Origin of the sequence: Colwellia sp. BRX10-1, from assembly GCF_014077545.1 — a bacterium.
Classification (GTDB): Bacteria; Pseudomonadota; Gammaproteobacteria; order Enterobacterales; family Alteromonadaceae; genus Colwellia_A.
The window spans coordinates 243,521-256,520 of the sequence record NZ_JACGWC010000002.1; the positions used below are offsets into that span (position 1 = coordinate 243,521).

The window sequence follows — 13,000 nt, forward strand, 5'->3', positions numbered from 1 at the left end:
CTTGCATTATTTTAGCGAGACCAGGGATCCTTGCGCCACATTTAACTTAACAAGCAACAACAACCGAATAACAGTTATCGGGAAAAAGACAATAAAGTAAATTTATTTGTTGCAAATGATAATCACTATCATTAGTATTCGCACCAAGTAAGTTTATCTCTCAATTTTTCTCTTAGGAATAACAATGAAGTATTCACCTGTCTGCTTAGCAATTTTCGTTGGCTTAACGCCTTTTTCATCAAGTGCCAATGAAAGCGCTACCAATAATAGCTCTGTTGAAGTTATTGAAGTTAAAGGTAGTTATTTTAATAACTATAAAGTTGACCAAGCACATGGCGCAATGCGGACCAATGTTTCTTTATTAGAAACTTCTCAGTCGGTCACCGTTATTCCCAACTCGGTAATAGCAGAACAACTAGCGACAACATTAGGCGAAGTATTAACCAATGACGCAAGTTTAACTGCCGGCTCTAAACAACGTAATCGTGAAGTATTCAATCTACGCGGCTTTGAACTAAGTTCTTCCAATGGCTACCTTAGAGATGGCCACCAGCATTGGTCACACTACCAACAACCTATCGAAATCTTAGAAAATATCGAAGTGATTAAAGGTCCTTCAAGTATTTTATATGGTCAATCAGGGCCTGGTGGATTAGTGAATATGGTGACAAAAAAGCCAACAGCTAAAACATTATTTACGCTAGGTGTTGATGTTGACCAAGAAGGTTCAAGCCGATTATCGTTAGATGCTGGTGGCTCGTTAACTGATGATGAGTCATTACGTTACAGAGGTGTACTGGTTAAACAAGATGCTAAATATCAGCATGAGTACCAAAACAATGAACAACGTCAGCGCGATCGTTTTCTAGGTGCGTTAGTCATTGACTATGATATTTCAGACGATGCCATGGTACGCCTTCATTATGACCGAACGGACGATGAAGCAGGGTTAGATACAGGTTCTTGGTTAGATGAAAAAGGCGATGTTATTGGTCATGATAAAACCATTCGTGATATGTCTTGGGCATTTACTGACATTACCGTTGAAAACATCGGTGTTGATATCAACTATGCATTAAATAATCAGTGGCAAGTTGCACTCGGCTACAATGAACAAAGCTTTAAACGCCAACGATTTGAATCGTCTCCTAAAAAACCCACAACTTTTTTAGAGGGTGATAGCTATACCTCTAATCCCTACGACCGTTTTGATGACTGGCAGTTTAAAACTGCTTTTATCGATTTTACTGGAGAATTTACCCTCGCCGGTCTCGATCATCAATTATTAATTGGCGCTAATTCTTTAGACTATTACTACGGACAACGTAAAGTAAATGGCGAGTCAATTAACTACTCTAGCGACCAAGAAGAGCCAGCACGACCTGATATCAGCTACACAACTGACGATTCACTTTACACCAGTGCCTATGATTACTATGGCATTTATTTACAAGACTTAATCACCTTAAATGATCAATGGCAAATATCGGTCGGAGGACGTTACGACAAGCAAAGTAAAGAAGGCGCGAACAATGAGTCGTTCTTGCCTAAAGCTGGGCTTTTATTTCATCCTGATGCCCAAACCACTTTCTACGCGAGTTATTCAGAAGGGTTTGAACCCCAGAGCAGCGAAACACTCGAAAACGATCGAGATATTAATCACGGCATGAAGCTCGAGGCCATGACATCTAAACAACTTGAAATCGGATCTAAGTGGCAATTATTTGATGAACGTTTATTAGTAACGACCGCTATTTTTGATATTACCAAAACAGGCAAGTTAATCACTGAAACAATCAACGGCGATCCTAATTTTGATACGCAAACTGAACAGGCAGGTGAGCAGCGTCACAAAGGTTTCGAAGTTGCTGCACAAGGCGCAATAAACGATAAGCTCTTTGTTATGGCATCGTTAATGAACTTAGCCGCAAAATACGACAAAGATGAAAATTATCAAGGAAAAACCCCTGTTGATGCTCCAGAGTGGTCAGCATCAATTTGGTCTCGTTATGAATTAACGGACCAACTTGCGCTTAATGCGGGTGCATTTTATCAAGGTGAACGTTTTGCCGATAGCGATAACACTATATCCAAAGATGCTTATACCCGTATCGATGTTGGAGCAACCTATAAGACCACAATAAATGGCCAAGGTGTTGATTTCCGCTTCAACATACAAAACTTGCTCGATACTGATTACCTTGCTGGTGGTGGTATATCTAGCGTTACCGCAGGCGACGGAATTAGCTACCGATTAGCCGCACAGATATCATTCTAAATTGACTAAAAATAATGGGTAACAAATAGTTATTTGTTGCTCATTAATAAATTAAAGACCCTGACACCTGCTATGCAAATAAATAAAAGTACCTTAAGTTTTTCTCGTCTGATTCATGTCTATGTGTCGATGGCATTGTTGAGCTTACTGCTCTTTTTTTCAGTAACCGGCATTACCCTCAATCATCCTGAATGGTTTCGTGACAGCAAAGCTGACGTTGTAGAAAGAGCATTAATGATTGATTTGTCTATGATTAAAAATCCGCCGTTAACACCACTACAAATTGTTAATGTTTCGACAGCTATTGAGCAAAAATTGTCGGTATCGTTAAACAACACGATCCTCGAAAGTAGCCAAGACGAGTTGTTTTTCAGTATAAAACGAGCAGGAAAAAATACCGCTATTACACTCGATTTAGTCAGTGGAGAGTTGTTTTTTGAAGAAACTGACTACGGTTGGTGGGCGCTAATGAACGATTTACATAAGGGAAGAAATACCAGTGTTTTTTGGGGGTGGATTATTGATATAACCAGTTTACTTTGCATCCTATTTGCCCTAAGTGGCTTTATTTTAGCCATGCCACAAAGACGATTTAATCGTACCTTAACGGTAAGTTTAACCGTGACTGTCGCCATGATTTCTACCGCTATCTGGTGGATTTAAATCAATTAGCATGAACAACGCTCTCTACTTGAGTGAGCACAAAAGGAACTTATATGAAGATAAACAAAATCGGGTTATCACTTATTTTATTAAGCTTGATAAATTTTAATGCCGTTGCCAATCCGAGCAACTCAGCGCCAGCACAATTAGAGCTTGAACTGACTTTAAAGCAGCAACTCGGCGAGTATCATCCGCCCTATGTTGCGAGCTGGATTGAAAACTCACAAGGAAAACCAGTACGTACCTTATTACTTTGGCGAGAAAAAACGAAATGGTTAAAGGACATTCGACGATGGTGGCGTAAGGTCGGTAAAAAAGATGCTGACTTTGTTGATGGTATAACTTCTGCGACTCGCGCAGCAGGCAAATATCCTCTGACTTTCTTGGCCGAAGATGATCAGAAAAAGTCACTAATAAAAGGACAATATACTTTATTTATTGAAGTAGTCAGAGAAAACGGTGGACGAGCCATTTTGCGCCAACCATTTGTATTAAATAACATAAAATCAACATTTACTTTAGCGGCAAGCCATGAAACTGATGAAATACAATTCACTGTGCTACCGAAATAAACGTATTCATCCCCTTAACTCAAAAACGTAAACACTAGACTTGGAATATAAAATGACTTTAAAAAAAATAATCGCGTTCACCTTAACCTGTGCCATTAGTACACAAGCTTTCGCTCATTCTCGCTGGGTTTTACCAAGCCACTTTAATTTGTCTGCTGAACAAGGCGAATGGATCATGGTTGATATAACTGCATCAAATGAAACCTTTAATGTTGATAAAGCTATGGGGGCAGATTTAGTGAGAATTATTACCCCTAATGGCAAGCCATCAAGAGCGTCGTCAAGCTATAAAGGCCATAGAAAAAGTGTCATTGATTACTTCTTAAAAGATCCTGGGACCTATAAAATCACCAATAACAGTGAGGCTAGCTTTATCACCTCTTATACTATCGACGGCGACCATAAAAGACTATCAGCTAATAAGACAGAACTAGCCGGCAAATTACCAACCGAAGCTACTGCGATCAAAACCACTTATCGTTATGCAAGAATAGAGAGTTATGTCACTTTAAATGCACCGAGTGATAACTTTAAAACCGAAGGTAAATTATTAGAATTGCTACCGGTTACTCATCCATCAGATATTGCTGAAAATGAAAAGGTGACTTTCAAATTTTTATTTAATGGTAAGGCACAAAAAGATGTTGCCGTAGAAATTACCGCCGACGGCGCACGTTACCGCAATAACCCGCAAACATTAACTTTGCTCTCAAATGAAAAAGGTGAAATCACCTTCACACCGAACGCTGCAGGTCGATATTTATTAGTTGCTGAGCACAAAGAAGACACACCAAACTCTCCTTTGGCGGACCAGCAAATGGGCAGTGTCTTTTTAACATTTGAAGCACAACTTAATTAAACTAAAGTAACGTCAATAATTGTTTTACACTTCGGGCACTAGCTCCTTGGTTTTGTGTTACCACGCGGTAAGCATTTTCTCCCAATGTTTGCTGCGTTTTTTCTGATAACAAAATATCAGCAATGATTTTACTTAGCTCATCAGTCATCTTCGCACTGTCTTGGTCAGTGAGCTCAATAATGCCTTTTTCAGCAACGAGTTGCTGCATAACCTCAACAAAATTACTCATATTAGGGCCAACGACAATCGGTTTTTTAAATAGCGCAGGTTCAAGGGGATTATGCCCACCGATATCCGAAAAACTGCCCCCCATAGTTACAACGCTAGCTAAAGCACACGTCGGTAAGAGCTCCCCTAAACTATCGAGTAACCAAACTTGTTTATCACGAGTTACTTTTTCTTGAGTGCTGCGACGGGCAATATTATAACCTTGCGCTAAACATAATGATGCGACATCATTAAAGCGCTCTGGATGGCGCGGTACAATAATGAGTAGTAATTGTGGCAAGCTTTTTAGTAATTCAGCAAACGCATTTAACGCAAGACTTTCATCCCCTTTATGAGTACTAGCAACAACCCAGATTAATCGTTCGGTGACCACAAATTCAGCCAGCTCTTGCTGCTTATCTTTTATTGTTTGATTAACACTGATGTCAAACTTCACATTTCCAGAAACCTTGCAGCGAGCAGCATCGGCACCTAAGGCTAAAAAGTGCTCATAGTTCACTTGGCTTTGACATAACACTTTATCAAAACGGTTAATTGTCGGTGTGATTAACCAAGCTAGCTTGCGATAATTGTTCATTGATTTTTGTGATAAGCGGCCATTAATCAATAACAATTTTATTCCTTGATCTGCACTTTGCGCGATTAAGTTTGGCCACAACTCAGTTTCCATAAAAACCATCGCCTGTGGTTTCAATTTATTTAAAAATGCTGCCACACAAAAGGTACTGTCTAGGGGTAAATAACAATGTTGAACACGTTCCCCAAACAATTTTTTAACTTGCTCTGAACCCGTTGGAGTAAAAGTAGTGACAGTGACAACACGATGAGGTTTTGTTTCTAGCAGCTGGCTGATAAAACTCTTTAGAGCAATAACTTCACCGACACTCGCCGCATGAACGATAATGCCACCCGCTTTAAATTCTCGAGGTAAAAAACCCAAACGTTCGCTGATTCGTTGTCGATAAGCTTTTTGTTTTACTGAGCGAAACTGAAGTAACAACCAAACGATCGGGAGTAAGCAAAGAAAAACAAGTCGATATAACATTAAAGATAATTGATAACGCACAGAAAAAACTCTTTAGTTGTTGATAAACGCAGTATAGCGACTTAAGCAAACAATAAAAATACCCAAAGCCGATGGAGTTTGTTATCGTCGTGATATTAAAGGAACTAAAATAGTAGTGCAGGCAAATGAGCAAATTTCATTTCATCAAGAACATATTCAACCATGGGTTCGCCATGGTCAGCTTTATACTACTAGCGCCTTTATTATCCGCACAAGAATATGAAGAACCAACATATAATCAAGTAGATGTTAGCCAAGTAAATAAAAAAGATACGCCGCAAAAAATAACGTTTCTCGCTGACGACGATTTTGTCTTATCGGCTAATTATTATCTCGGAGACGCGCTTGGTGGCGGCGTATTATTACTCCATGACTGCTCCCACAGTAGCGAAAGCTATAATGTACTGGGTGAATTACTAGCCGAGCAAGGTATTAATGCACTAGCCATTGACTTTAGAGGCTATGGCGCAAGCGAATCTGAAGATTTTTCTCACCAAACGATAAAATACCAAGTAAAAGATATTGTTAGCTACCAAGCTGAAGTTGCCATGCTGACCTCGTATTGGGAAAAAGATGTTCTGGCGGCTTATAATTATTTGCGCAGTAAAATTGGCGAGCAACAACCTATCTCACTGGTTGCCAGCGGTTGCTCAGTCAATGAAGCGGTACGCTTAGCAGAAAAAATTCGCATTAATAGCTTTGTTATACTTTCGCCTATTATGGATCATATGGAAAAAGAGCATTATAAAAACTTAATTGATATTCCTGCTTATTTCGTCAGTTCAGCGCATCATGCCGATAGTTTTTTAACCGCCCAAGAGCTATTTTCATGGAATGGCGACCGTCACTCTACCAGCCAAATTTTTCAAGGCGTTGACCAAGGGCATAACTTATTACGCCGCAATAAGTACCTAGCAATCAACCTGACTTCATGGCTAAACACCACTTTGAACTGATCAGTAAATACGCTTTATTTTTCAAACACAGTATCTAGGATAATAGAAGAGTTTGTCCGTTCGACCCCTTCTAACGAACAAACCATATTAAGAATTTCATTTAACTTTTTTAATGTTTGTGCCTGAATGGTCGCTAACAAATCATATTGACCGCTAATAGAGTAGATATGACTAATATTGTGTATTTTTCTTAACGCGATACAAATATTTCGCCTAAGATTAGGATTTACTTTTAGTGATACATTTGCCGAAATCAACTGATTACTATATTCACTACCTAAAACAATACTGTAGGCTTTTATCACACCACTATTTTCTAACTTAGTTAGACGATTTTGTATCGCTGTGCGAGATACGCCAGTCGCTCTAGCAATGTCAGAAACACTTGCTCGGGCGTTGCATCGTAAAATAGCGAGTAGCTCTTCATCTTTTTCTGTAATCATCATTTATACCCGTCAACCGTTAATAAAACCAATTAGACACTAACAATAGTCATTTTGATAGTGTCACATGTCAATTTAACTAATCAAATAACCATAAAATTAACTAGTGTCACTTTTTTCAATCTTCGTCTAGGATAATAATACTATTATTATCCAAACCTATTAATAAGGAATTGTTGTGAACGACTCTTCAAACAACGCAAGTTTTTATGCGCATTTAAATGATCAAATTGAGCAAGTTAAAGAAGACGGTTTATATAAAGCCGAACGTGTTATTACCACAGCACAACAACCAAACATTGCCGTAGCTAGTGGTGAAGCGGTAGTCAACTTTTGTGCTAACAATTACTTAGGTTTGGCCAATCATCCTGAGCTTATCGCCGCAGCAAAAGCAGGCTTAGACGAGCATGGTTTTGGTATGGCATCGGTACGATTTATTTGTGGTACCCAAGATATTCACAAAACACTAGAAGCAAAATTAAGTCAATTTTTAGGCATGGAAGATACTATCCTTTATTCTTCATGTTTTGATGCTAATGCCGGATTATTTGAAACCTTATTGGGCGCCGAAGATGCGATTATCAGTGACTCATTAAACCATGCTTCAATTATTGATGGTGTGCGTTTATGTAAAGCAAAACGTTACCGTTACGCTAACAATGACGCCAGCGATTTAGAGCAACAACTCATTGCAGCTGATGCCGCTGGTGCACGTTTTAAATTAATTGCTACCGATGGCGTATTTTCGATGGACGGCGTTATCGCTAACTTAAAAGCAGTGTGTGATTTAGCTGATAAATATAATGCTTTAGTGATGGTTGATGACTCGCACGCTGTCGGATTTGTCGGTGAAGAAGGCCGAGGTAGCCACGAATATTGTGATGTAATGGGCCGTGTTGATATTATAACAGGCACACTAGGTAAAGCTATGGGTGGCGCTTCAGGTGGTTACACCTCAGGTAAAAAAGAAACGATTGAATGGTTACGTCAACGTTCACGTCCTTACTTATTTTCTAATTCGTTAGCACCCGCTATTGTTAATGCCTCAATTACCGTGATTGATTTATTAGCCGAGGGTGGCAAATTACGTAAAACATTAAAAGACAATGCTCGTTACTTTCGCACAAATATGGAAGCTGCTGGTTTTACCTGTGCGGGCGCTGACCACGCGATTATCCCAGTGATGTTAGGCGACGCAAAAGTAGCCAGTGAAATGGCGAGCCGCTTATTAGCGGAAGGTATCTACGTGATTGGCTTTTCATTCCCAGTAGTCCCTAAAGGGCAAGCACGTATTCGAACTCAAATCTCAGCCGCTCATACCCAAGAGCAACTTGATAAAGCCATTTCTGCCTTTATTCGTATTGGCAAAGCAATGAACATTATTGGTTAAGGTTAGGATTAAAGGAAATACCATGAAAGCATTAGCAAAGTTAAAAGCCGAACCCGGCATTTGGATGACTGAGAGTGAAAAACCACAACTTGGTCATAATGATTTATTAATTAAAATTAAAAAAACCGCTATTTGTGGCACCGACATTCATATTTACAACTGGGACGAATGGGCACAAAAAACCATTCCCGTTCCTATGGTAGTCGGGCATGAGTATGCGGGCGAAGTGGTCGGTATTGGTCAAGAAGTCAAAGGCTTTGCTTTAGGTGACCGGGTGTCTGGCGAAGGACATATTACCTGTGGTCATTGCCGAAATTGTCGCGGTGGTCGTACACATTTATGCCGAAATACTGTCGGTGTCGGTGTTAACCGAGAAGGCTCATTTGCTGAATATTTAGTGATCCCTGCTTATAATGCGTTTAAATTACCCGATGAAATATCTGACGATTTAGCTGCGATATTCGACCCTTTTGGCAATGCTGTTCATACGGCTTTGTCTTTTGACTTGGTCGGTGAAGATGTACTTATTACTGGCGCAGGTCCTATTGGCATTATGGCAGCAGCCGTCGCTAAACATGTCGGTGCGCGCCATGTTGTTATTACTGACATTAATGAATATCGCTTAGATTTGGCCCGAAAAATGGGCGCCACTCGAGCGGTTAATGTCAGTAAAGAAAGTTTAACTGATGTGATGACCGAACTAGGGATGACTGAAGGCTTTGACGTTGGCATGGAAATGTCGGGCGTACCTATGGCCTTTAAAGCTATGTTAGAAAACATGAATAACGGCGGCAAAATCGCTATGCTCGGTATTCCTGGTCAAGATATGGCCATTGATTGGAGCCAAGTTATTTTTAAAGGCTTAACAATTAAAGGTATTTACGGTCGTGAAATGTTTGAGACTTGGTACAAAATGGCGAGCTTAATTCAGTCAGGTTTAGACTTATCACCGATTATTACTCATCATTTTGATATTGATGATTTTCAAAAAGGCTTTGATACCATGCGTTCAGGCCTTTCTGGTAAAGTTATCTTAAACTGGGAAAGTTAAACCTTTTGGTTTAATCAACTGACCTGTTAATGAAAATATAAAGCCAGCTAAAAAGCTGGCTTTTTTATTAACAATGCTGCTCTTGCTATCGGTAAGCAAGTTTAGAGATGAAATACCCCATCAATTCGTTATAATAAACATTATTTATTTTTCACCTCTTTTATAAGGTAATATTGTGACAACTCCCGGTAATTTATTTATTCTTTCCGCACCTAGCGGTGCAGGAAAATCTAGTTTAATTAAAGCCTTATTATCTCAAGAGTCGGCAAGACCGATGCAAGTGTCAGTTTCTCACACCACACGAGCACCTCGTCCGGGTGAAAATAACGCTGAACATTACCATTTTATTAATGTTGAGCAATTTCAAAAGCAGATTAAACAAAATGAGTTTTATGAGTATGCTGAAGTTTTTGGTAACTATTATGGCACCTCAGCATCTGCGATAGATAAACAACTTGCACAAGGTATTGATGTTTTTCTTGATATCGACTGGCAAGGCGCCAAGCAAGTACGGATAAAACAACCCAGTGTCACCACAATTTTTATTAGTCCGCCTTCAAAAGCAGAACTTGAAGACCGTTTGAAAAAGCGCGGACAAGATAGCGATGCCACCATTAAATCTCGTATGGCACAAGCAAAAGCAGAATGCTCGCACTACACTGAGTTTGACTACATTATTGTTAATAACGACTTTACTCAGGCGCTGAGCGACTTAACCACCATCGTTAATAACCAACGCCTAAAATGTCAGCAACAAGCGATAACGCATCAGTTGATGTTCGATGAATTATTAAAAGACTAATATTTCTACTGTATTTTCACCTAGTATAGGTATATACCTTGCTTAATCGCCTGTAGCTCAGTAAACTACGGCACTATTTTATAAATTTTAAGTTGGAGTGACCAAATGGCTCGCGTAACTGTTGAAGGTGCTGTAGAAAAAGTAGGCAATCGTTTTGACTTGGTGTTAATCGCATCACGTCGTGCTCGTCAAATTGCCACAGGTGGTAAAGATCCTTTAGTTGACCCTGAAAATGACAAGCCTACCGTTATAGCTTTACGTGAAATTGAAGCCGGTTTAATCACTACTGAAGTAATGAACAATAGCGACCGTCATGAACAAGTTCAGCAAGACTCTGCAGAACTTGCTGCTGTTGCAGCCATTGTTGGTGGCGCTCAGCCACAGCTATAAAATCTTTTGTCGCCTTATAGCGACGAGATATAAACTAAACGCGTAATCATTGTTAATGATACGCGTTTTTTATTGTCAGTATTTAACGAATAACGTATTGTGTTATGCTGACTCAAAGCTTTGACTGGCGGTAATAAGACCGTTCAGCTTAATCATCAAGGATTCAATGCGTGTACCTTTTTGAACCATTAAAAGAACTTGTTTCAAGCTATCTTTCTAAAGTACAAATTGACTTATTAAAGCAAGCTTACCTTGTTGCGCGTGAAGCGCATGAAGGACAAATGCGTTCAAGCGGTGAGCCTTATATTACTCACCCGGTAGCCGTTGCTTTAAACCTAGCAAAAATGCACCTTGACCATGAAACCTTAATGGCGGCATTGCTCCATGATGTTATTGAGGATACTCCGGTAACTAAAGACGAATTAGCCGAATTATTTGGCTATACCGTTGCTGAATTAGTTGAAGGTGTCAGTAAGCTTGATAAATTAAAGTTTGATAACAAAGAAGAGATGCAAGCGGAAAACTTCCGTAAAATGATACTTGCCATGGTGCAAGACATACGCGTAATTCTGATTAAACTTGCCGACCGCACACACAACATGCGCACGCTCGAATCTTTACGTCCAGATAAACGTCGACGTATTGCCCGTGAAACATTAGAAATTTACGCCCCCATTGCTAACCGTTTGGGTATTCACGATATTAAAAGTGAATTAGAAGTTTTAGGTTTTGAAGCCCTTTACCCGATGCGCGCACGTGCGTTAAAGTCAGCGGTAAAAAAAGCCCGTGGTAATCGCAAAGAAATTATTAATAACATTCAAGAAGAAATTGCGGCTCGTCTTAAAGAAAGTGGGATTGAAGCGCAAGTTATTGGCCGAGAAAAGCACCTTTATTCTATCTATCGTAAAATGCTCAATAAAGAATTAATGTTCAATGAAGTCATGGACATTTACGCTTTTCGTGTCATCGTAGAGAATAAGATCGATAATTGTTACCGAACACTTGGCGCTGTGCATAACTTATTCAAACCAATTGAAAGCCGCTTTAAAGATTATATCGCTATTCCCAAAACAAATGGTTATCAATCGCTGCATACTTCACTGATTGGTCCACATGGCATCCCTGTTGAAATTCAAATTCGTACACAAGATATGGATCAAATGGCAGACAAAGGGGTAGCCGCTCACTGGTTGTACAAACAAGACGGCGACAAGAGTGGCACCACAGCTCAAATGAAAGCTCGTCGTTGGATGCAAAGTTTATTAGAATTACAACAAAGTGCTGGTAGTTCATTTGAATTTATTGAGAACGTAAAGTCAGACTTATTTCCTGAAGAAATTTATGTCTTTACCCCAGACGGACGTATTATTGAATTGCCGATGGGCGCAACTGCTGTCGATTTTGCTTATGCTGTTCACACTGATGTTGGTAATTCATGTGTCGGGGTTAAGGTCGATCGTAAACCTTATCCACTAAGTCGAGCTATTGATTCAGGGCAAACCATTGAAGTTATAACTTCTTCTGCCGCTCGACCGAATGCCACTTGGTTAAACTTTGTTGTTACTGCTAAAGCACGCTTACAAATTCGTACTTATTTACGTTCACAAGAGCAAACAGAATCTTATGGTTTAGGACGACGTTTATTAAGTCATGCCTTAGGTAAAGTCCATATCGAAGACATTGACCAAGCAAAAATTGATCAGGTTGTTAAGGAGACCGGTAATACCAGTCTTGATGGCCTACTCGTCAATATTGGCTTAGGTAATGCGTTAAGCATAGGTATTGCTAGACGATTAACCGATGAATTTACTATAGATAGTGCAGAAAGTGGCTTCGCCGATCCAAACAGTAAAACCAAAATGCCAATCAAAGGCAGCGAAGGTATGTTGGTCAGTTACGGAAAATGTTGCCGTCCTATTCCCGGAGACGCTATATTAGCTTACTTGAGTCCTGGTAAAGGTTTAATGGTGCATCAACAAGGTTGTCGTAACATTAAAAACCATGAACAAGGTAGCTTATTTCCAGTGAAATGGGACAGTGATATTAACCGAGACTTCATTGCAAAATTACGTATTGAAATAATGAATCATCAAGGTGCACTCGCCGCATTGACCAATGTTATTGCTAAGTGTGAATCCAATGTTCATGCGCTAAATTCTGGTGAAAAAGACTCGGGACTATATGCGATTGACATGGAGATAACCTGTCGTGACCGCGTTCATTTAGCCGATATTATTCGAAAAATAAAAGTGATGATTGATGTTCAGCGTGTTGTGCGCAATAAGTAGTCAATCGTCTTTAA

Annotated in this window: 12 protein-coding genes; 10 read left to right on the forward strand and 2 right to left on the reverse strand. The window is 39.6% G+C overall.

The genetic code is table 11. From position 1 onward, the window contains the following. Positions 1 to 184 precede the first annotated feature (184 nt). From H4J75_RS03540 to H4J75_RS03555, 4 genes are all read left to right on the forward strand, one after another. The gene (locus H4J75_RS03540; protein ID WP_182221353.1) at positions 185 to 2,278 is read left to right on the forward strand and encodes a TonB-dependent siderophore receptor; all 2,094 of its coding nucleotides are present in this window, start codon (positions 185 to 187) and stop codon (positions 2,276 to 2,278) included. Between the two features lie 72 nt (positions 2,279 to 2,350). Beyond that, on the forward strand, positions 2,351 to 2,941 hold the full coding sequence (locus H4J75_RS03545; RefSeq protein WP_070377110.1) for a PepSY-associated TM helix domain-containing protein: 591 nt from the start codon (positions 2,351 to 2,353) through the stop codon (positions 2,939 to 2,941). A 53-nt stretch (positions 2,942 to 2,994) separates the two neighbouring features. Continuing rightward, positions 2,995 to 3,513 carry a DUF2271 domain-containing protein gene (locus H4J75_RS03550; RefSeq protein ID WP_182221354.1) on the forward strand — a complete coding sequence of 173 codons (519 nt, stop codon included), beginning with the start codon at positions 2,995 to 2,997 and terminating at the stop codon, positions 3,511 to 3,513. 52 nt (positions 3,514 to 3,565) lie between these two features. Then, entirely contained in the window at positions 3,566 to 4,372 is an 807-nt protein-coding gene (locus H4J75_RS03555; protein WP_182221355.1) for a DUF4198 domain-containing protein, read from the forward strand. A gap of 1 nt (position 4,373) precedes the next feature. On the opposite strand, the gene waaA is transcribed toward H4J75_RS03555, so the two are convergent. Next, positions 4,374 to 5,666: a lipid IV(A) 3-deoxy-D-manno-octulosonic acid transferase gene (gene waaA / locus H4J75_RS03560; protein WP_083277978.1), complete on the reverse strand. Its 1,293-nt coding sequence runs from the start codon at positions 5,664 to 5,666 to the stop codon at positions 4,374 to 4,376. Between the two features lie 173 nt (positions 5,667 to 5,839). Between waaA and H4J75_RS03565 the strand changes: the two genes are divergently transcribed. After that, complete coding sequence (locus tag H4J75_RS03565) at positions 5,840 to 6,622, forward strand: serine aminopeptidase domain-containing protein (protein WP_070375407.1); 783 nt, start codon at positions 5,840 to 5,842, stop codon at positions 6,620 to 6,622. Positions 6,623 to 6,636: 14 nt separating this feature from the next. On the opposite strand, the gene H4J75_RS03570 is transcribed toward H4J75_RS03565, so the two are convergent. Beyond that, positions 6,637 to 7,068 carry an Lrp/AsnC family transcriptional regulator gene (locus tag H4J75_RS03570; protein ID WP_310733750.1) on the reverse strand — a complete coding sequence of 144 codons (432 nt, stop codon included), beginning with the start codon at positions 7,066 to 7,068 and terminating at the stop codon, positions 6,637 to 6,639. Between the two features lie 175 nt (positions 7,069 to 7,243). Here H4J75_RS03570 and H4J75_RS03575 point away from each other — a divergent pair, with 175 nt between their 5' ends. The 5 genes from H4J75_RS03575 (at position 7,244) to spoT (ending at position 12,986) form a co-directional block, all read left to right on the forward strand. Continuing rightward, the gene (locus H4J75_RS03575; protein ID WP_070375405.1) at positions 7,244 to 8,455 is read left to right on the forward strand and encodes a glycine C-acetyltransferase; all 1,212 of its coding nucleotides are present in this window, start codon (positions 7,244 to 7,246) and stop codon (positions 8,453 to 8,455) included. Between the two features lie 22 nt (positions 8,456 to 8,477). Beyond that, on the forward strand, positions 8,478 to 9,506 hold the full coding sequence (gene tdh / locus H4J75_RS03580) for an L-threonine 3-dehydrogenase (RefSeq protein ID WP_070375404.1): 1,029 nt from the start codon (positions 8,478 to 8,480) through the stop codon (positions 9,504 to 9,506). A gap of 175 nt (positions 9,507 to 9,681) precedes the next feature. Next, on the forward strand, positions 9,682 to 10,308 hold the full coding sequence (gmk, locus tag H4J75_RS03585) for a guanylate kinase (RefSeq protein WP_070375403.1): 627 nt from the start codon (positions 9,682 to 9,684) through the stop codon (positions 10,306 to 10,308). Positions 10,309 to 10,413: 105 nt separating this feature from the next. After that, on the forward strand, positions 10,414 to 10,698 hold the full coding sequence (gene rpoZ, locus H4J75_RS03590) for a DNA-directed RNA polymerase subunit omega (RefSeq protein ID WP_070375402.1): 285 nt from the start codon (positions 10,414 to 10,416) through the stop codon (positions 10,696 to 10,698). A 170-nt stretch (positions 10,699 to 10,868) separates the two neighbouring features. Next, entirely contained in the window at positions 10,869 to 12,986 is a 2,118-nt protein-coding gene (spoT, locus tag H4J75_RS03595) for a bifunctional GTP diphosphokinase/guanosine-3',5'-bis pyrophosphate 3'-pyrophosphohydrolase (protein WP_070375401.1), read from the forward strand. Positions 12,987 to 13,000: the final 14 nt, after the last annotated feature.